The organism is Kordiimonas sp. SCSIO 12603 (assembly GCF_024398035.1).
Lineage (GTDB): Bacteria > Pseudomonadota > Alphaproteobacteria > Sphingomonadales > Kordiimonadaceae > Kordiimonas.
Genome location: NZ_CP073748.1, coordinates 1668992 through 1690083, shown reverse-complemented (window position 1 = coordinate 1690083; position 21092 = coordinate 1668992). Strand labels below are relative to the sequence as shown.

Annotated in this window: 18 protein-coding genes; 14 read left to right on the top strand and 4 right to left on the bottom strand. The window is 45.8% G+C overall.

All coding sequences use genetic code 11. The features are described 5' to 3' along the window. The first annotated feature begins 13 nt into the window (after positions 1-13). Positions 14-1432: a sigma-54 dependent transcriptional regulator gene (locus KFE96_RS07690; RefSeq protein WP_255835402.1), complete on the top strand. Its 1419-nt coding sequence runs from the start codon at positions 14-16 to the stop codon at positions 1430-1432. Here the strand turns inward: KFE96_RS07690 and KFE96_RS07685 are convergent. Genes KFE96_RS07685 through KFE96_RS07670 form a run of 4 tightly spaced genes read right to left on the bottom strand, consistent with a single transcriptional unit; the run spans position 1429 to position 7359 of the window. Next, positions 1429-3429 (bottom strand): hypothetical protein, encoded by a 2001-nt coding sequence (locus tag KFE96_RS07685; protein ID WP_255835401.1) that lies wholly within the window; start codon positions 3427-3429, stop codon positions 1429-1431. The genes KFE96_RS07690 and KFE96_RS07685 overlap by 4 nt on opposite strands. After that, positions 3426-4781: an archaeosortase/exosortase family protein gene (locus KFE96_RS07680; RefSeq protein ID WP_255835400.1), complete on the bottom strand. Its 1356-nt coding sequence runs from the start codon at positions 4779-4781 to the stop codon at positions 3426-3428. Before KFE96_RS07680 ends, KFE96_RS07685 begins: the two co-directional genes overlap by 4 nt. Then, complete coding sequence (locus tag KFE96_RS07675) at positions 4772-5629, bottom strand: DUF4114 domain-containing protein (protein ID WP_255835399.1); 858 nt, start codon at positions 5627-5629, stop codon at positions 4772-4774. The genes KFE96_RS07680 and KFE96_RS07675 overlap by 10 nt, the downstream gene beginning before the upstream one ends. 2 nt (positions 5630-5631) lie before the next feature. Next, positions 5632-7359: a sugar transferase gene (locus KFE96_RS07670; RefSeq protein ID WP_255835398.1), complete on the bottom strand. Its 1728-nt coding sequence runs from the start codon at positions 7357-7359 to the stop codon at positions 5632-5634. Positions 7360-7622: 263 nt separating this feature from the next. Between KFE96_RS07670 and KFE96_RS07665 the strand changes: the two genes are divergently transcribed. The 13 genes from KFE96_RS07665 to KFE96_RS07605 all read left to right on the top strand — a co-directional run bounded on the left by KFE96_RS07665 (position 7623) and on the right by KFE96_RS07605 (position 21079). Beyond that, the gene (locus tag KFE96_RS07665) at positions 7623-8876 is read left to right on the top strand and encodes a polysaccharide pyruvyl transferase family protein (RefSeq protein WP_255835397.1); all 1254 of its coding nucleotides are present in this window, start codon (positions 7623-7625) and stop codon (positions 8874-8876) included. Next, on the top strand, positions 8869-10137 hold the full coding sequence (locus KFE96_RS07660; protein WP_255835396.1) for an oligosaccharide flippase family protein: 1269 nt from the start codon (positions 8869-8871) through the stop codon (positions 10135-10137). The genes KFE96_RS07665 and KFE96_RS07660 overlap by 8 nt, the downstream gene beginning before the upstream one ends. Further along, entirely contained in the window at positions 10137-11393 is a 1257-nt protein-coding gene (locus KFE96_RS07655) for a Coenzyme F420 hydrogenase/dehydrogenase, beta subunit C-terminal domain (RefSeq protein ID WP_255835395.1), read from the top strand. The genes KFE96_RS07660 and KFE96_RS07655 overlap by 1 nt, the downstream gene beginning before the upstream one ends. Then, the gene (locus KFE96_RS07650) at positions 11390-12673 is read left to right on the top strand and encodes an O-antigen ligase (protein ID WP_255835394.1); all 1284 of its coding nucleotides are present in this window, start codon (positions 11390-11392) and stop codon (positions 12671-12673) included. The genes KFE96_RS07655 and KFE96_RS07650 overlap by 4 nt, the downstream gene beginning before the upstream one ends. Then, complete coding sequence (locus KFE96_RS07645) at positions 12670-13614, top strand: glycosyltransferase family 2 protein (protein WP_255835393.1); 945 nt, start codon at positions 12670-12672, stop codon at positions 13612-13614. The genes KFE96_RS07650 and KFE96_RS07645 overlap by 4 nt, the downstream gene beginning before the upstream one ends. Further along, positions 13611-14840 carry a glycosyltransferase gene (locus KFE96_RS07640; protein ID WP_255835392.1) on the top strand — a complete coding sequence of 410 codons (1230 nt, stop codon included), beginning with the start codon at positions 13611-13613 and terminating at the stop codon, positions 14838-14840. The genes KFE96_RS07645 and KFE96_RS07640 overlap by 4 nt, the downstream gene beginning before the upstream one ends. A 4-nt stretch (positions 14841-14844) precedes the next feature. After that, positions 14845-15309, top strand: coding sequence for a hypothetical protein (locus KFE96_RS07635; protein WP_255835391.1), 465 nt, complete (start codon positions 14845-14847; stop codon positions 15307-15309). A 72-nt stretch (positions 15310-15381) separates the two neighbouring features. Then, positions 15382-15882 (top strand): glycosyltransferase, encoded by a 501-nt coding sequence (locus KFE96_RS07630; RefSeq protein WP_255835390.1) that lies wholly within the window; start codon positions 15382-15384, stop codon positions 15880-15882. Continuing rightward, on the top strand, positions 15875-16741 hold the full coding sequence (locus KFE96_RS07625; protein ID WP_255835389.1) for a glycosyltransferase family 2 protein: 867 nt from the start codon (positions 15875-15877) through the stop codon (positions 16739-16741). Before KFE96_RS07630 ends, KFE96_RS07625 begins: the two co-directional genes overlap by 8 nt. Before the next feature lie 9 nt (positions 16742-16750). Further along, positions 16751-18814, top strand: coding sequence for a hypothetical protein (locus KFE96_RS07620; protein ID WP_255835388.1), 2064 nt, complete (start codon positions 16751-16753; stop codon positions 18812-18814). Continuing rightward, a complete protein-coding gene (locus tag KFE96_RS07615) occupies positions 18798-19271 on the top strand; it encodes a hypothetical protein (RefSeq protein WP_247014692.1) in 474 nt (157 codons plus the stop codon). The genes KFE96_RS07620 and KFE96_RS07615 overlap by 17 nt, the downstream gene beginning before the upstream one ends. 1 nt (position 19272) lies before the next feature. Then, positions 19273-19965: a response regulator gene (locus KFE96_RS07610; RefSeq protein ID WP_255835387.1), complete on the top strand. Its 693-nt coding sequence runs from the start codon at positions 19273-19275 to the stop codon at positions 19963-19965. Positions 19966-20074: 109 nt separating this feature from the next. After that, entirely contained in the window at positions 20075-21079 is a 1005-nt protein-coding gene (locus KFE96_RS07605; RefSeq protein WP_255835386.1) for a response regulator, read from the top strand. Positions 21080-21092: the final 13 nt, after the last annotated feature.

Sequence of the window (21092 nt, the reverse complement as noted above, 5' to 3'; positions counted from 1 at the left end):
GGAGGATAGCTTTATGACGACCCTCGAAAGCAAGATATTACTTATCGAAGATGTTCTCTCTATGGCTCTTCTCTATGAAAAGCAGCTCAATTTGGCTGGCTTAGGCGTAAAGAGCGTTGAAACACTTGCTGCCGCCAGAGAAGCGATCAAAGAAGAAAACTATGATCTACTGCTTCTTGATCTCAACCTTCCAGACGGTGACGGGCTTAGTTTTCTTGAAGAAATTCAGGGAACGCCGAACGAAACGCCTGCAATTGTCATCACAGCGGATTCCTCGCTGAATAATGCGGTGCATGCAATGAAGCTAGGCGCGCTTGATTATCTGGTAAAACCCTTCAGCGAAAGCCGTTTGATCACAACAGTGAACAACACGCTTGAAAGGGTAATGCTCCGGGAGCAAATTGATACACTTCGCCAAACACATCAAAGCGGCTCATTCCACGATTTCATTGGCTCCTCCAGCTCCATGCAGCGTGTTTACAGAACCATTGAAAACGTGGCTGCATCGAAGGCGACAGTATTTATCACAGGTGCGTCGGGCACAGGTAAAGAACTGTGCGCGGAGGCCATTCACAAAGCTGGACCTCGCGCGAAAAAGCCTTTTATTCCTGTAAATTGCGCTGCTATTCCCCATGATCTTTTGGAATCAGAACTATTTGGTCATCTGAAAGGATCCTTCACCGGGGCGATTTCAAACCGTGAAGGTGCGGCAAGAGCCGCAGAAGGTGGTACTCTGTTTCTGGATGAAATGTGTGAGCTTGATTTAACCTTGCAGAAAAAGCTTCTGCGCTTTCTTCAAACCAGCATGGTTCACCCTGTTGGTGCTTCTCAGCCTGAACATGTAGATGTGCGGGTAATTTGCGCCACCAACCGAAATCCGATTGAAGAAGTGCGTGCCGGCAGGTTCAGAGAAGACCTATATTTCCGCCTTAATGTTGTACCGATTGCGTTGCCTCCACTAAACGCACGTGGTCAGGATGTGATTGAAATTGCTTCCAGTTTTCTGGCTAAGTTTTCAGAAGAAGAAGGTAAACAATTCCAAGGGTTTGATGCAGGTGCACAAGCACTACTTATGTCATACAACTGGCCTGGAAATGTTAGGGAGCTACAGAATACAATCCGCAACATGGCCGTGCTTCACGATGGTGAAGTGATTACTCAGGAAATGTTCCCACCGCTTGAAGGAGAGCTTGGTTCACTATCTCCGATTTCTCAGGAAATTCCGAACAGCATTCCTGTGCAGCAACCTTCTCAGGCAATTAGCCTGGAAGGCAATTCGCTGGCAACACTGGCGGAGCTCGAAAAGAAAATCATCGAAGACCGAATTGAAGCTTTTAGCGGCAGTATCCCGAAAGCCGCAGATTCACTTGGTGTAAGCCCTTCCACGATCTACCGTAAAAAAGAAGACTGGCTGAAAAAAGAAGCTGTCTAAGATCCTTGCGCTTCAATTGCTTGCTGAATATCAGAGAGTGTTGCCTGATATTCAGTAACATTCGGCGCAAGCTTTACGGCTCTTTCAGCTAGTTCTAGCGCATGCTGCAAATCACCCTGGGTTTCATATAATTTGTATGCAAGGTTATTGAGCGCAATATGATTAACCTCTTCTATTTCAAGAAGTTTTAGATATACCGCGAGAGCAAGATCATGATCTTTACTGTCCTCCGCTATTTGAGCCAATAGCATCAACCGATCCCTTACCAGATTGCGGAGTTCTACTTCCGAAGACCTGTTATATTGATTTAGTTCAATATGTGTAAAAGCCCCCCACCAGTGCGCCAGCTGCTTGCCAGACAATTCCTTGCCGTTTTGATAAAAACCCAGCGCAAGCCTTGTTGCCTCAACTGTAAATTCAGGACGCAATTTAACGGCCGTTGCTAAATGAGCATAGGTGGCTTCGAGATCATCAAAATAAGCGTATGCAACTGATAGAAGCTGGAAAGCACGCGCGTTATTAGGGGCCCATTTAAGAACAGGCCTCAAAATCTGAATAGCTTTTGCTACTTGAGCACTTTCGCCAGACATCAAAAGATACCGAGCTTCAACCAGGCGCCAGAATATCGCTTTTTCAGGACTGGCGTTTTTAATCGCCTCTACATGAAGGTTAGTTGTTTTATCTGCTTCCTCGACACAGGCTCTTATGAGCGCCAGATTATCAATCTTCGCGTCAGATACAAAACCTTCGCAAATCTCTGTATTGTCAGTTTTCTCGCCAGCATTTTCAAACACAGCCCATTCAGGGCCTTTACCCGAAAGAATGGCTCCATTCTTTTCCGCTATGAGTGCAAGCTCATTCTCACCAATTGCTTGATATAATTTACTCTTTAGCTGAAAGATTGGTCCCATATCAGGCAGAATATCCCCCGCACGCTCTAAAGCATTCAGTGTCGGCGCATATTCTATTTTTCCATTAGAGAGATTTTGAGCTAATTCACCCCAAACTGATGCAGCATATTTACCGTATCGTTTTTGAATGTCAGCCGTATCCATTTTGAACTCACACTTGGCCTCTAAAGCATAGGCCCCAAGGCACTTTAATAGCTGCACGTTTAATAAAGGGGCCGTATCGAGAATATTCTCAGGAAACCGGTAAACAAGTTTATGAAACATACCAATCCGCCAATATAGTTTGGCTAACAGGCTTGCCTGCTCGGCAGTTAAACCTTCCGAAGCGTTTTCAAGTGCTGCAATCGCGTCAAGAGGTCTTCCTTCAGAAAGAAGTAAGGATGTTGCAATTGTTAAGTCTTCTCCTTCTAAAGGAGTTAAAGACAGTTGTTCCAAAAACATGAAACCATCTGGTACTGAAGGAGCCAAAATACGGGATGCAAACGTTCGCCATTCACGGGGGATAGAAGGCACGATATCTTTAACGTCAAACTGTACCGCCTCGGCTGATATTAATGAAGTTTCCACAATTGCCCATACGAGTGGCGAGGTTTCAACGGAATGTAATTCTTCAAGTGCATGAAGTATATTTTCTTCATCATCCAATTTAATAGATGCTGCTAGTAAGATTAACGCAGCCTGTTGGCCCTCCGCCTTTCTGGCACTTCTCTGTGCCTCTAACCATTTCTCACCACCAAGATACGCCACAGCTTGCGGCAAGTGGTAGCGGGGGTCCCGCTTTAGGCTCCATCCAAGTTTATTCAGCATAATCTCCTGCGCCAGATGCGCGTTATCCGGCAAGGGAACATGAAGGCGTGCTTCAGAAAGAAGCGTTATTGCGTGAATATCCGTTTTGGTTCGACAATTCTTATTGGAGAAATACAGGGTCAACACTTCAATAGCAGAAGCATAATACCCTTGTGGCATAAATTGATCAGCCTCAGCGAGCCAGGCTTCACATTTACTTCTTTGATGTTGTTTAAAGCTGTAAAATCCGCCAGTCGCCAACCCGGCGATCAACAATATTAGTACGATCAAACGTTTCATGATTGTTTCCCCAAACGAGATTGAATTTGTTCCAGAAATTGCAGAGCAACTGCCCTACGTGCAGACAACGGAATTTTGGGATCTTCCACAATTTGCAGACGTAATCGTCCTTTTTTTCCCGGTATTTCAGCCACAATTTCAGCGACTGCCTGAACCTGTGCGTGGCTGCGCACCAACAGATGTTCAATACTGGCATCTATGTTTTCATCTTGAAATTCCACATGAGACACAATCCAGCCAAGCGCGCGAAAACATATGGCTGACGAATGCTGCTGCGATTTATTGCTGTCTTCATGGAAAATGGCGGTCAGAATTAACTGCCTCTCGCTGGTCGGTGCATAAAATGTTTTACGGGATAGAAAATCAGCACTGATGATTTTTTGTTCTTCAGCTGAAATATCTGTCCGCTCACCAACCCATCCAGCTACGTAGTTTGGTACCTCGCTAATTACTTCGATATCCGTTTTCTCAGTTACGCTTAAAGCCGTGTAACTCACGCTGGATACAGTTAAAGCAAAAGCAAAGGCGGCAGTCTGCTCTGACCATAGTCTAATGTCTGGCAGTACCAATTCATTAAGTGGTAGGAAGATTAAAACAGGCAAAAGCCAAACAACTGGCATGATAAACCAGCCCAGGAAGTCATGGAAGGTATTCACTAAATCTTCCGGTGCCTGAAAATTCAAAATCAATAAAACAGACAAGCGAAGAAGGTTCACCCCAATAGCAATAGGCAAAGCTGAAGCAATGATACCCAGCTTACCTTTAAGGGAAATATCCCGAATGGAAGCACATACCAAACAGCCGAGGAATGCAGGGATGAACAGCAGTGTACCGCTGCAATTTGTGTTGATAGTAACTGTTACTTCACCAGAAACCACCTGTGATCCATATCTGTACACTGGCAGGTCCAAAAGTTGGGCCAGTGTAACAAACATTTCTGCTTCAATAGTAGCAAGCCACACCCCCACAGATTGTTCCAAACCGTAAGGAACTGGAAGCATCAACACCCCACACACTGTAATCCAAACAGTCTTTTTAAAAGATAGTTTAAAGCACTCTGATATGGTGAACACGATCAGGAACATGCCTGATAGATAGACGAGTTTTTGAATATCCAGCGCAATATGCAATAGAAATGCGAGAGCACTTAAGAGCAACAGCCATCCACGCCCGAAAACTCTTTCGTCCGACTTTCCTGCGGCAATTAATAAAATGCTAAACATAGATAAAGCTATGATAGCCCAGTGATCTGTCTTCAGGCTGGCTTCCAGCAGTGGTAGCAGCAGGTAAAAACCCACTGCAACCATTGCAGCTAAAGCACCAAGACGATATTTGCTCAAAATCAAGCGCATACCGCCATCTCATCGGTTGTTTTCTTGCGACGAAGTTTAGCAAAACCAAGTAAGAAAAGCGGGCCAAGAAGGGCAGCTACCGGCCCTGGGAGCGGTACTGCATTCGCAATCATCTTACTGGCATTTACGGTACCTACATCAAGCGCTACAACCACATCGTTATAGTCTTCGTCACCACCTCCGAGTAAGTCCTCAACGCCTACAAGCAAGTACGGACTGTTAGGAGTAGCTAGAACAACGAAATGATCAATATCATCCGGATTAAGCGCCATATCGGTGAAATAGGTTGTTGTGCCTCCTGAAGCGCCGTTTGCTATCAGGAACAGATTGAGTTGTGTACCAGCTTCAAATTCGCCAAGGTCAACAAAATCTCCCGGTGCAACGGGGTAACTGCTTGAACGGTAATCCGAGTTCAGATAGCTGTAATATCCACTGGTGCTAGCATCTGGCAAAATAAGCGAAGCATCGCCATTCAGGCCATCCGAACTATCGCCAGTATAAACACCGAGACTATTCCGGTAACCGGCACCTTCACCAATAAAGTACGATCTAACAGATGATGTTTCACTTAGAAACAAATCTGAGGGGTCAAGTGCGATTGATGATACATCACCAATAGATTGGCTTTCTGTCAGCGTATTATTTACAATCGCCTGCAGGTTTGAAAGATCATTAGCGACAAAATCAGCAGCGGCAGCATCTGATCCCTTCAGCTGCACATCACCAATAGGTTCAAGGCCAAAAGGCCTTGCGCTTGACTGCACTGGAGAGACCGTTCCAGCGAAACTTGCCCCGGACAAGAATGTCCCAAGCAAAGTGGCTATAAGAATTTTGGAAGAATTCTTCACTATTAGTCTCCTTTCAGAAATTTAACTTGGATGAATGGCTGTAAGGCACCCCCAGCAAGTTGGATGGTGGGAGCAATAGCGCGCACAAACTGGTTCCAGCCTTCAATCCAGTTATCAGGCACATAAACAATGTCATCAGGCATAAGCTCAAGATCAGGAACCTTGCCTTTAAGGATGTGATCCGCATTCACCAGAATAAGCTGCCCTTCAATGGCAGAGTGTGTGCGGATAATGCGAACCTGGCTCATTAGGGCTGCCGATTTAACTGGCCCACCCACTTGTGTAAGAGCCTTAAGAAGAGTCATTGGTTCATTGGAAAATGGTACAGCGCCAGCTCGTACAACAGCCCCCATTACGAAGGCTTTATTATCTCGGGCACTGGGTACAACGAGTGTATCACCCGCCCTCAGCGTAATATTGTGCTCTGCCTTGCCCTCCATCAGAAGCGCCTTCAAGTCCACGGCTGCAATATCACCATTACGCCATAGCCTTGCACCCCTAAGATATGCAGCTTCCGATAAGCCGCGTCCCAAGCTCACGGCCTGCATAAGGTTAGTCGGACCATCAAGGTAAATCACACCAGGGTTATTAAACTGCCCCAACAGATAAACCGGACGGCTTTTGTGGGATGCCATGTTCACCACAACCCATGGATTGCGGAATTGTTTGGCAAAACCAGCTTTAAGAACGGTTTGAATTTCTTTAAGGCTCCGCCCTGCTACGTTCACAGTCTCAAGGAAAGGAAGTTGAATAAAGCCATCACCATCTACCTGTACAAGCAGATCATCCAACCCCTCTTCACCAAAAACATTAATACTAAGGGCATCCCCCGAACCAACGCGGTAAACCGGATCTTCAAATTCAGAAGCTTCTACATCAATGGCTACGGGCTCTATTTCAACAAGCGCGGGGTCTATACGGTCTCCGTAGGCACGGATATCTTTTTCGTACGCGGTGTCTGCTTCATTAAACGGGCGAGTAGCTAATCTCTCGCTGCAAGCTGCAAGAAAAACAAAAATAATACACAGCGCGAGAGGCTTTACATATTTTGGAACTTTCCGCGCTACTTTCTTAAAGATAAAGAGGCATGTCAGGCCAATAATCGCAATATCATAGCGCCATGAATGCTTGTGAAGATAATCCAGTTCAGCTTCAAACCTTGTACTCCAATCATCTACAACATGCTCAGCACCAGCGTTATCAAAAATACAAACCTGACCCAGACTTGTAAGCCCCGGAAGTACATTCAACCGCCTAGAAAAACCTGGAATTTTACCTTCCAGCTCTTCCTGTAAGCTCTGCGCAATGGGACGAGGCCCTACCAGAGCCATCTCACCTTTAAGAACGTTAAAGAGTTGGGGTAATTCATCAATCTTCAAGTCACGCAGAATTTTACCAATCCCGGTGACCATTGGATCATCTTTGCTAACCTGCCTTGCACGAGACAGATCTTTATCAGCTCCCACACTCATGGTTCTGATTTTATAGGCTGTGAATGTCTTGCCCTTAAACCCAGGCCTACTCTGTTTATATATAAAGGGACCGCGCGAATTGAGTTTCACGGCAACAAATAAAACCAAAAACAAAGGAGATAAGAGAAGCAACGACAGGCCAGCTATACACCGCTGAATAGCATACCAAACATTATATGGCTGAGAAGAACGCGCCCAATCGTGCTGCTTCCACTTCTGAATTACATCGGCTTTAAAAAATGGAGCTTGTTGTGTCATGTTTCAGCCTCTTATTAATTAAGATAGCCATAAACAGCGCAACCTTCGTGCCAACGGAGCTAAAACTCTAACTCCTTATAAATTCAACAATTTTCCAATACTGCAAAATAAACCTTCTTTGCATTTTGCGAATTGCAGCTAGCTTTTTGGCAAAATTGGAAATGCCAAATTGCAAATAATTCAATCGCCTTTTTAAAATATTCTTTAAAATCAAAGGCCTATCTTTTGAGTCATCTTGGCATAGCTGTTGCCATAGTTAAGGCATGAAAAAACAGCTTACAAATATCATCCTCGCCGGCGCGGCACCTGATACCGGAAACCACGGTGTTACAGCTTTAGCGCTTTCTCTTCTTTCAGCGCTGGACAAACGCGGTCTACAACAAGCTACTGTACTTGATAACGGTGGCAGTATGCGGCTTGGAGAATTGCTTTCTTTGCATTACCGCACTTTAGCATTGAAGCCGGGCAAACGTTTTTATCAGCCAAATAACATGCACCAAGTTCGCATGCGTCAGATGTTCGGCCTACCTTCGCCTATCCTATCCGCCATAAAGAATGCTGATGCAGTTCTTGATGTAAGCGGCGGCGATAGCTTTACAGATATGTATGGCCCAGCCCGGTTTGAACAAATCACCGTTCCAAAGTTGATGGCTATTGATTCAGGCGTTCCGCTTATTTTGTTGCCGCAAACCTATGGCCCATACCAATTCACAAAAACTCGCCGCATTGCACGTAAGATTTTAAAAGCTGCACACCTAGCTTACGCTCGCGATGAAGATAGCTACAAGAACCTGCAAACTTTGTTAGGCGATGACTTCGATCCGCAGAAGCACCGTTTAGGCGTTGATCTTGCTTTTGGTCTTCCTTGCGTAGGCGGCGATAATACGCCAGATGATCTGCCAGTGGGCATTAATGTAAGCGGCCTACTATGGCATGATGCAGCAGCGGCAACAGAACAATTCGGCTTGAAAGCGGACTATAAGCAAAGCCTTATTCAATTTGCCCTTAAAATTCTTGAAGACACCAACAAAGATATACTTCTAGTACCACATGTACGTCCCTCAGGCGGCAGCGAATGTGATCTTGTGGCTTCCCGGGCATTCAAGCTTGCTATACCAAGCGAATATCGCGACCGCATTCAAATCGAAGAAAATGCCAACAGCCCAGAGCTTTTAAAAGGCACCATATCTAACACTTGTTGGTTCACAGGTGCTCGTATGCACGCCACCATCGCCGCGCTTTCAACAGGCGTTCCGGTTTGCAACATGGCTTACAGCATGAAAGCAAAAGGCGTATTCGCCAGCTGCGGCCAGCAAGAGCAGGTATTTGATCTTCGTAAAAATTCAACGGATCAGGTGGTTTCTGCGCTCTTCGCTTCTTTCAATCAGCGCCGGAAAACAAAAGCAGAATTGGCCTTCTCTCTTTCAAACGCCAAGCGCGTTTGGGTTCAGCAAATGAACGATATTTCCTACGCCCTTGATGAGCCGAAAGAGAAACTGGAGGTGGTTTATGCCTAAGCTTCCTATGGCAAAGAAAATCAGCACCGTTGCAGGTAACCACCTGTTGCTTGAAGGATGTGTGTTCTTAAGGAACGTTATCATTGCCCGTTTGCTAGGTGCCGAAAGCCTTGGGGAATTTATCTTTCTTATTCTTGCTATCAGATTATTTGCCATGTCGACCGATCTGGCGACCGAACGCTATATCCTTCAAGTAGACCAAAATAAACTGAAGGCAGCGCTTGCAGGTTCACATGCTATTGCACAAATCAGAGGCTTGTTTTTAGCAGCAATGCTTCTTCTCATGGGGCTTCACAATGTACATAATATCAGCTTTGCCTGCTATGCATTCCTGGCTGGCAGTGCACTTATAAGAGGCTTTACCCACCAAGGTTACAGACTAAAGCAGCGCACCCTGAATTTCACACCAGCTTTATATGTTGAAGGCAGCACCATGCTTTTGGGCACGTTTGCAATCTTCACATCAATTTCCATTGTTCCAAGCTTGGAAATCGTTTGCGCTTGCATGCTGGCTCAAGCGGGTATGCACACCGCCCTATCCCATATTTTTTCTGGTGAGAGCTATAAAGCAGCTGCACACAAAGAAACATTTATTGAAATGGTTAAATTTGGATTTCCGCTTCTTTTAACCAGCTTAACCATGTTTTGGAGCATGCAGGGCGAGCGGGTAATCCTGTCTTCAATTATGTCATCAAGCGAATTCGCACACTTTTCCATGCTGTTCCAACTAGCTTTGGTTCCCGCTCTTCTTATCGGCCGGATAGCACTTACACTTGGGTTACCAATTTTGGTACTTGCTAAAGAAAACTGGAATAACTTCAGTTCACGCGTAACTGCCTTTCAAGTTGCGGCATATGGCATCATGTTCGTTTTCTTCATGTCTTTTGTAATTCTTGTGAACCCAACGCTTACGATATTGTTTGGTGCAGATTTCAAAGCAGAAATGATGATCATTATTTTGGTTGGCCTTGCTCAGTCTATCAGGCTTTGCAGAACCCCTGTATCCATTGCAGCTCAAGCTCTTGGACAAACAGATATTCCACTGAAAGCTAACATCATCCGGGTAGTGGCTTCCGTATTAGGAGCCTTCTTTATCTACACAGGCGGCTCACTACCAATGTTACTGGCAACTGCCTGTGTTGGTGAAATCCTTGCCTGTGTGGTGCAATCCATTCTTTTCACTGCTCGTAACCGCGTACCAACTCAAAAGTTCGCACGCCGTGCTTCGACCATAAAATCTAATCTTCGGGAGGCAAACTAATGTCTGAATTGGAAAAAATTCTTAGCTCCAGACTATGTAATGGCTGTGGTGCTTGCGCCGCGATTGCACCCAAGCATATCCAGATGCATGAAACTGAAGATGAAGCCCGCCGCCCAAAGGTATGCAGCAAACTAAGTGAGCAGCTTGAAGCCCATATTATTGACCACTGCCCAGGCGCGAATAATGAACAAGCAAATATAGAAACAGGCGATCTAACAGCAACCGCTTGGGGCCCAATCCTTGAGGTATGGGAAGGCTATGCGGATGATGCTGAAATCCGTTTCAAAGGTTCCAGCGGCGGTGCGATAACGGCACTTGCTCTCTACTGCCTGGAGCAACGTAACTTCACCAACGCTCTTCATATAAAAGCTAACCCTGACAAACCCAAATATAACATGGCGGCGTTCAGCACGAACAAAGGCGAACTCATGGAAGGTGCTGGTTCACGTTATGCCCCGGCCAGTATTTGTGACGCATTGCCGGAACTGGAAAAAACAGAAGGTCAATCTGTTGTTATTGGCAAGCCTTGCGATATTGAAGGCGTTCAAAAAGTGAGCCGCCAAAATCAACTTCTGAAGAATAAAATCGGCCTAACGCTTTCTATCTTCTGTGCGGGCACACCAAGCCACAAGGGTACAGATAATCTTCTGAACTATCTCGGTGCAACAGACGATCGCACGCTGAAAAATCTTCAATATCGTGGCAATGGCTGGCCGGGCAGTATGAAGGCCGAATGGGAAACCACAAACGGAGAAACCCACACTTTTGAAACAACTTATGCAGATGGTTGGGGCAATATCCTGCAAAAGCAACGTCAGTGGCGCTGCCATACATGCGCAGATCATACAGGTGAGCTTGCTGATATTTCCGTGGGTGATCCATGGCAGAACCCACCAGAGGAAGAAGAACACGGTAAATCTCTTATCGTAGTTCGCACTGCGCGGGGCCAAAGAATTATTCGCAAAGCCATAAAAACTGGCTATTTGCGAGCTATCCCACAAAAACCGGAAATTCTGTTTGCGGCTCAGCCAAATCTATTCGCCACAAAAGGTGCTGTATGGGGCCGTTCTCTTGCTCTTAAACTAGCGGGGCTGAAAGCGCCGAAGCTTACTAAGGCAAGTCTCATCTGCTGGTGGAAACTACCCCTAAAAAGCAAGGTGCAATCCGTTGCAGGCACTATGAAACGTATCATCGTCAAGCAGCTATTCCTTGCGAAGAAAATCACATTCCAAAACCATGAAGGGACTGCGCAATGAAACAAGGGCAATTCACATTGCCAGCACTTCCGATTGTGATTTTGCTTTTCACATTCACTCTTCCGCCTGAGACATCCATTTCTCTGGGCTCGCTTCGTTTATCTCCTTACCGGATCACTCTTATCATCATGTTGTTCCCTGCCATCAATGCAGTATTGAACAACACTAAAACACCTTTCTCTTTCTTCGATGGTTTGGTTATTTTCCACGGTATCTGGGCCACCATTGCGCTCTGTATTAACATGGGTTTTGCCTCAGGCATTGAAACAGGTGGTATTTATTTCATCGAAACATCTGGTGCTTATTTAGTAGCGCGGGCCTATATCAAAACAGCACAAGATTTCGCTAACGTTATCAAACTGGTTTTCACTGTAACGGCAACACTTCTTGGTTTTGCAATTCTTGAATCTTTCACAGGTTTTCATATCCTTCGTGAACCTTTCAAAGCAGTGCTTGGTGGTGCTGGCCCACACTATATCGAACCACGCCTTGGCCTGACCCGCGCCTTCACATCATTTGAACACCCAATTCTCTATGGTGTGTTTGCAGCAAGTTCATTTGCCGGAGCCTATTACCTTCTGATCAAGGAAAAAATTGATAAAACGGGCACAAAAACCCTTGGCACAATTGTTATGGCAACCTTCTTTTCTCTGTCAGGTGGACCCTTCACAGCGCTTGCTTTCCAAGGTGGCTTAATCGCCTGGGACAGGTTTACAAAAGGTGTTGCGAACCGATGGTCTATCCTTCTGGGTCTGTTCGGCTTCAGCTGGGTTATCCTTTCACTCATGTCAAACCGCTCTCCGGTTCTGATCTTCATCAGTTACCTGACCTTCAGTGCCAACAGCGCCTATAACCGAGTTCATATCTGGAATTACGGTACAGCGGAAGTTGCACGCCACCCTCTTTTTGGTATCGGTTTGAATGATTGGATCCGCGCACCATGGATGAGCTCATCCATGGATAACTACTGGCTGCTTACAACAGTAAGATACGGGCTGCCTGCTCTTCTTTGCCTTGTTATTGCAATTATTCTTATCGCGCGCAGAACCACAAGCCGCCGCAATAAAAGCATGCTTACGACAAACGCTAGAAAAGCATGGATCATTACAATTCTTGGCTTCACGCTGGCTGGCTTAACCGTTCATTTCTGGAATGCCCTAATGGTGCAGTTTTTCTTCCTGCTTGGCTGCGGTGCAGCGGTTTCTGTTCCTGCACTTGCCCCGCGCCGTAAACCTCAAATCAGATACCCTTCTCTTCCGCTCAAGGAGAAATTCGCATGAAACTTTCAATCATCATCATCAACTGGAATACGGAAGATTTGCTGAAAGATTGCCTTACATCAGTTTACGAAAATGCGCCTCTTTATCCGTTTGAAGTAATCGTGGTTGATAACGCATCAGATGACGACAGCACCAATATGGTGAAACGTGATTTCCCTTCAGCTTTTTTGATCGAAAACAAAAAGAACCTGGGCTTCGCCGCTGCGAACAATGTTGGGATCGGTGCTTCTTCAGGTGATTACATATTGCTGCTAAATTCAGATACTATCGTTCACGGCGCTGTTCTTACGGCCAGTCTGAATTATATGGACAACACGTCCTCCGCGGGCGCATTAGGCTGTAAAGTTCTTAATGAAGACGGCAGTTTGCAGCACAGTACCAGCCAGTTCCCAAGCCTCTTGAACCTATCTATTCAAACACTTGGTCTAGACCACATCAACGGTGTGAAGTTTTTCCAGCGCTATAGAATGCAATATTCTGAACGCAACACCGCACAGGCGGTTGAAACGATATCCGGTTGCTATCTCCTTGCCCGCAAAGAAAGCTTTGAAACTATCGGCCTTCTTGACGAGGATTTTTTCTTCTTTGGCGAGGAAACCGATTGGTGCAAACGCCTACGCAGTAGCGGCAAGGAAGTTCATTTCGCGCCTATCGGGACCATCACACACCTGGGTGGAGGCAGTTCAAAAAGCCTGAATCACCGACGCGACCTAATGCTTACACAGGCAACTGTTAGGCTACATCTGAAACACAGCGGATGGTTCACAGCCCTGTTTGTATTTCTGCTTCTCTGGGGTTTCAACCTGAGCAGAGCAGTTTACTGGGCATTTTCAAACAGCATCAAACCGCGCAACAGAACCAATAAACGCATGCGTCATTTCATTGGCGTTTGCCGCAATTTCGTAAAAGCCTGGCCTAAAGAAAAAGGAGTTTCGCTATGAGTTGGAAACCAAACATAATCGCTATTGCTCCTTACTGTGACGGCACGGATGTTGGTGAAGCGTGGTGTGCATACATGTGGGTTTTGGAACTTTCAAAAGCTGCAAATGTGACGCTCATTGCTCAAGAACGGCCTGGTAGAAAACCGCTTACCGAGCAACTGCCGGATGTGACAGTAATTTCCCGTTTCGAACCAAGTTGGGCACGCAAATTTGAACGCCTTAATGCAATGGCGAAACTTTCGTACCCAAGTTTCTATTTCTGGGCCAAAAAACAAATTAAAGAGCTGCTTAATGACGAGAAAACCTACGATATAGGGCACCAGTTCTCACCTATTGCATTGCGGTTCCCATCACCTTTCAAAACCTTCAACCTACCGTATGTACTTGGCCCATTGGGTGGCAGCCTATCAACACCTGATGCATTTAAAGAAGAATGCCAATCAGCAGCATGGTACACGAAGTTTCGTTTTATTGATCAGGTTAGGCTGGCTTTTGACCCGCTTCTTAAAAGCAGTTACCAAAACGCCAGCGCGATCTTAGGTGTTGCACCATATGTTCAGGATCTGATTGGTCAAAGCCAAGTCCAGCGTTTTGAGGTTATGAGTGAGCTGGGCATTCAACAGATTAACCGCCGAGCATCAGGCACACGCGGTACTGGCCTTCGCCTTTTACATGTTGGACGCGGTGTTAGAACAAAAGGCTTACGTGACTGCATCAGAGCACTGGCGCTCGTACAAGATATCCCAAATGTTCATCTGGATGTCGCTGGCCGTGGTGAAGAAATTGAAATCTGTAAAGAACTAGCGACTGAGCTGAACATAGAACATCTTGTGACTTTCCACGGCCAAATCCCAAGAAGCGCCGTAGATGAACTTTACAAAAAAGCAGATATATTCTGTTTCCCGAGCTTCCGCGAACCAAGCGGTAGCGTAATCTATGAAGCGTTAAGTTTTGGGTTACCCGCCATTGTAGCTGACAGAGGCGGTCCAGGTTTCGTGATCGACGATACGTGTGGCTTTAAAATTGACGTATCAAACCCTGAGCAATTTTCACAGCATATTGCCGGCGCTATTCGCACTCTTGCAACCATGCCTTCCCTGCGAAGGCAACTTTCCCGGGGTGCTTATGAAAAAATCACCAACATCGGGTTATGGCCACAGAAAATTTCCAAATTGCTTGATCTTTATAAATCCATCCTATCCCCCGCAACATCTACAAGGAGCTAAGCTAATGATGAATATGGACAAAAAAACCAAAGTACTTGCAGTTGCCTCCGGAGGCGGTCACTGGGTTCAAATGCTAAGGCTACGGCCCGCTTTCAGGGATTGCGATGTTACATACGTAACGGTTAACCCTGAATCAAAATCAGATGTGAATGACAGCAAATTTTATTCCGTAACAGACGGGAATAGAGATACGAAGTTCACCCTGATCATGATGGCCCTAAAACTGCTCTACATCACGCTTATAACCCGCCCCAATGTGGTTATCTCCACTGGTGCAGCGCACGGATATTTTGCTTGCCGCTTCGGTAAACTAATCGGTGCTAAAACACTGTTTATTGATAGTGTAGCCAACGCAGAAGAAATGTCTCTGTCTGCCAAACTGGTATCTTCTCACGCGAACAAAGTTTTTTCGCAGTGGCCCAAAGTAGCAAGAAAGGCGGGCGTGGAATTCCACGGTAGTGTCCTCTGACCACCCTTTCAACACTGGCACAAGCATTGCTCCTTCCAAGATAGAACAACCTAACTTGGAAGGAGTTTTTTTATGATTTTCGCTACCGTAGGAACCCAGCTCCCATTTGACAGACTTGTAGAAACGCTGGATAAACTCCATAAAAATCAATCCATTAGCAAATGTTTTGCACAAATTGGCCCTCAAGGAAAAATACCAGAAAGCATCAGTTTTTCAGCCACTCTTACCCCTTTGCAATTTGCAAAGCACATCGCAGACTGCAAAGTTATCGTTTCGCATGCTGGCATGGGCACAATTCTCACCGCGATGCGTTACGGCAAACCGATTATCATCATGCCCCGCCTCGCTAAATATGGTGAACACCGTAATGATCATCAATTGGCTACCGTCGCTAATCTGCGTGGTCGTGCTGGCATTCATGTCGCTCAAGATGAAAGCAGCCTCATGGAAAAGCTGCGCCATATCAGCTCTCTCAAAGCTAGCAGATGTGCTTCTTCTTGTGCGGAGCCAAAGTTGATCAGCGCAATTTCGAACTTCATTAATACAGACGAACGGGAGCTGGAATATGTTTAACCCGGTTTCAAACCCAGTCTGCAGCATCATTATACCTGCTTATAACGAAGCCAATGTAATCGGAGAAACACTTCAGTCACTTCTGAAAGACGCACGTCAAAATGAATTTGAAGTTATCATCATATGCAATGGCTGCAGCGATAACACCGCAGATATTGCAAATGAATATGCACCAGATGCTCAGATCATCACCACTGATATTGCTTCAAAATCAAAAGCTTTGAATTTAGGTATTGAGACTGCTTCAACCTATCCACTTGTTTTTTTGGATGCAGACATCAAAACAACTGCGCCCGCTGTACGCGCTATGGTGCACAGATTAAATTGGTCTGACGCGTTTTTAGCCTACGGTACAGCAAAGTTCCGCACCGAAAATGCTAGCTGGGCTGTAAGGGCGTTCTATAAGGCCTGGTATCTGAACCCCTATTTTGACAAACAAAAAATGGGCGGCTTTTTTGCAGTAAGTAAATCAGGTTTAGAACGACTTCAAGAAATCCCAGAGACACTGAATGACGATGAGTTTATACGTAGGCGCCTGATCATCAATTCCACATGGGTTGAGAACGCTCCATACCATGTTGAGCCTCCAAGGAATCTAACCAACCTAATCAAGGTTCGGAGCCGCATTTACCGAGGCAATAAATTGCTTGAAGCTGATATGGAGCCGCTCGGAGGACAGAAACGTAAATCGAACGCCTACCTGTTCGCAAAACGCCTTTTCCTTAAACCCGGAAACTGGGTAGGCGCTGCTGTCTTTGCTTTCACAGCGCTCGCTGCACATGCCCGAAATTATATTGCTTCTCCAGATAGCAACTCCTGGGAAAGCGATGTAAGCGCTCGTCAGCTACTGAATAAATAGGCCAATGCCATGACCGATACGATAGACCATAACCAAACAGCAATAGGGAACGAAGACCTTTGGCAGGTTCGCGACTTTGTCGAGGAAGCCGAAGAAAAACCCGTGAATCCTATTGCAACCCTTGCTCGGCTCTATCGTGGTCAATGGCTGAAAGCGATCGTTACGTCTCTCGTACTTGGTATTCTTCTAGGGGCAGCAGCTCTATTTTCTACGAAACCAACTTTCGAAAGTGAAGGTTTGGTTAGAGTAGCTGCAAAGTCTCCAAAGATTTTATACGCCGATAAAGATGATAGTCGTCTTCGTCTCTACGATGCGTTCGTTTCCGCTGAAGCAACTTACCTGCAAAGCCAACAGGTTCTTGAAAGAGCCCATGAAATCTTTGTAGACAAACTTGAAGAACGTGGTGAAACAGCACCTTTCCCTACACTAAAAGATTTTGCAGACTCCATTGCAATTAAGAAGCTTAAAGGCTTGATTTCAATCACATCAAAAAATCCATCAGCCGTACACGCTCAGCAGTCTGTAAACGCGCTTCTAGAAAGTTATAGCAAGCTCCATATGGAACAATCTGGCTCACGTACAACCCTGAGAGCCAGAGAGCTTGAGGTACGAGTAAGTGAACTTAGTTCCAAACAGAAATTTCTCGGTGAAAAGCTGCTTGCAGTTGGTGAAGAATATGATTCCTCATCTCTTGCTAAAGCGCACCTTACCAAGGTTACCCAGCTTGAAGAACTGGATATCAGAATAGACGAGCTTTCAAATACGCTCCTTGAAATGGAAGCATCAAACGGCGCACTGGATGCTGATACTGGTGACATGGAAATTAAACGTGCCACATTGCTCGACCGGGCTATGGCAGATATGGTTTTTGAGCGCGCTAAACGTGCTGCGGAGCTCCAAAAGCTACTCCTCAGATATCAGAAGACACATCCAAAAGTGCAGACTCTTTCAGCCTCGCTGAATGTAATCGACACCGCAATCGAAAGCCGCCGCCGGCTGATAGCCACCCTCGGCAAAACGGGTGCTATTACCGGCACAGACGGCGCTGAAAAATCGCAGTCCCTAGCCGAACTTCATGCTCTTAAACGGAAACTATCCACACGCCGCAAGGAATTATCAGACGCTGCCAAAGATCTGAACGGCAAACTAATTGAACTGAAGCGTCTTAATGAAGAAAAGTCACAGATCGCTGGCATGCTGGCTGAAACCCGCCGTATCCTTGATCAGGTACGCTTAGAAAGCCGCAACAGCTTACCGGGTACTATCGAGATTTTATCCCGCGCCAGCATGCCAAACATACCAGCGTCCGATAAACGTAAACAATTCGCAGCCCTCGGTTTTATCGCGGGTGCAGGGTTAGGTGCCTTAAGCATATTAATACTGCGCCAACTATCTGGCCGTATCCTTTACAGCGATGATCTGGCAGCGTTATTGCCGCCCTCTGTGGATAATCATGTTTTCCCTAAGTCGCCCGCTAAAATGGATTATATCAACTTCCTTGGTGAACTGCAGCTTATGAAGCAGTGGCGTTCAGGAAGCGCCACCATTGTCAGCATCACACGATTTGAAGAAGATACCAAAATCCCACTGTCCTCACTTGCCGAAGTATCAAGTAATTTGGGTCTAAGAACATTGTTGGTTTGTGCTTCAGAAGAAGACAGCAGCAGCACCACTGGTTTTTCTGACCAGATACGGGGTAAAGCTCCACTGAAAAAGCACGAAATTAACGGGTTCCACTATGTGCCGTATGGCAAATCAAGTGATGCAGCTGGCTATACGCTTGAACAAGCTCAGGATTGGCTCAAATCCGCGAGTGCAGGGTATGATCTCGTTCTTTTATATACAGGAATTTCCGAGAAACATATCTCAAGCCGCCTGTTGCCAAGCCTCGCTGATATTCAATCAATCTACGTTGCGCCAGGGGTGAAGGTAAGACCAGCACGCCGCCTGATCGCACGAGCTAAAAACCTACTGCCTGTGTTCATAAACCCGAAAAAGGGTGACCCGGGCTGTAAGGAACATGAAACCACTTCCCCTATGATCGAAGGAGTACAAGATGAAAAAGTCGCATAAACTGCTAATCCTTGATGATGATCTCCACTACACGGGGATGCTGGCCTTAAAGCTAAAAGCACGTTTCCCCGAACTAAAGGTAAGTTCATCCACTCAAAAAACGCTCATCCACGGATATGATATCTATATTCTGGATAATGATTTTAATGGCCAAAAATGCGGTGCAAGACTGGCTGAACAAGTAAGAGAGCAAGCGCCTGATAGCCTGGTGATCATTCTATCTGGCACGCTGGAGCTTGAGCTTCTGAAACGTCTGGTTAACTGCCACACGGCCGGTGTGTTCGATAAAGGTAACATTGATGAGCTTCAAGCCATGAATGAGCTGATTGAAGCTTATATTCAATCCGAAAACCTTAAGCCAACTGAAAACAAGATTTCCTTCGCTGAAACCTTCTCAGGCATCAGTGACATGATTTCAGAATGGAACAAAAAACTCACGTATGAAGAGAAGCGGTAACATGAGCATCACAGGCAAACGCATTTTAATTGTAGAGGATACTCCAAGTATCTCATTGTTTCTTGCAGCAAACCTAAAAACAGAAGGTGCAAACGTTACCATTGCTGAAACCACAGAACAGGCACTGAAGCTTTATGAAGACTCGCTCAGTTCGCGGTTTCCATTTGAACTGCTTCTGGTTGATCTCAATTTACCTGACAGTGACGGAACCTCTGTTCTGAAAAAGGTGAAAACAGCTAAACATCAGGCAACCTGCATTGCGATGAGTGCAGATTCCAGCGAAACTGCAAAGAAAAAGGCGCTTAAAGCCGGTGCCGTTCAGTTTATTGAAAAGCCTTTCGATATCAGTGCCCTTATATCAACCTTAAAGGAACGCCTTCATGAACGTGACATTGTAAATGTCCATTCATCCAAACATGATATTCAGGCAGAAGCCTGGGAACTACAACAATCATACACAGCGCATTTGCGCGAGCTATCGAATAAACTGAACCATACAATTCCATACAACCGGCTATGTTCGCTACTGCACCAGTTAAGAGGAAGTGCGGCTCTATATGGTTATAGCAAGCTATCAGGCTTTGCTTCTCGTTGCAGTGAACAACTAAGAGAAATTGGCCCTACAGCGACACAAAACACACGGAAACTTCTGAAGGAAAAAATAGATGCTGTAATGGCATCAGCCGTAGAATAATAGAGGTATGCACAGAGACTAGAACATCAAAAGTGAGGTTTTTAACACCTCACTTTCTTTTCTTTCTGCATAGTAGAATATCTGATTTTTTGATGTTACTCTGCAACTCATGGAAGAACCTGTAGAGATACTGTTCGTAGACGACGAACCCTTTGTACTTCATGCACTTGAACGTGCAATGTCCAAACTCTTAGATGGTTATAAGCTAACCTTCATCAGTGATCCCACAACCGCGCTAGAGGCCGCACAAAAGAACCCGCCTGCGGTTATTGTAAGCGACCAGCGCATGCCAGAACTTGAAGGGCTATCCCTCGTCTCTAAACTGCGGGAAACGGTCACCAGTACCAAAGCCATAATGCTAACCGGCACAACTGATCTTGACCTAACTCTTACCGCTATCAACACCGCCAATGTGTTTCGGTTTTATACAAAACCATGTAAGCCCAACTTACTGGCTGAAGGTATTGAAGATGCAGTTGAGGCATGGCGCAGATCAACCGGCCGCACAAAAGCAAAGATCAGCCTTTCTGAACGTATTGGTGCAGCAGCACTAAACCACCTAAGGCTCGCGATTATTGTGCTAGATGCAAATGCCAGAGTTCAATATGTAAACAGCGCAGGCGCTGAACTCTTCGCGAAAGAAGATGGCCTCCATTGGGGGCATGAAGAAATATGCCGCGCCTCTACACCTGAACAAACCAAACGCCTGCATGAACTCATCGCCGCTGCTGCAAACAATAATCTGGACGAACTAAATGAAGGTATCATGGCGGTAACACGCTCTGATATGCGGCGGGCATTATGCCTTGCTATCTCACCACTTGAAGATGGTAGCGGAAATATGGGCGGCTATGCTGTAATGTTTGTTTCAGACCCTGACAGACCTATCATTCCCGATCCTGAAGCCATTGCAAACCTGTTTGGTTTAACCCCCTCAGAAGCTAATCTTACCCATGCACTTGTGATTGGTGAACGCATTGAAAAAGCCGCTGAAGCAAATGATATTACTGTTTCCACCGCGCGTACTTACCTGAAGCAAATATTCCAAAAAACCCAAACAAACCGCCAGGCTGATCTTATCCGACTTGTGCTCACTGCTGGCTCAAACATCTAAAAATTTAAATTAA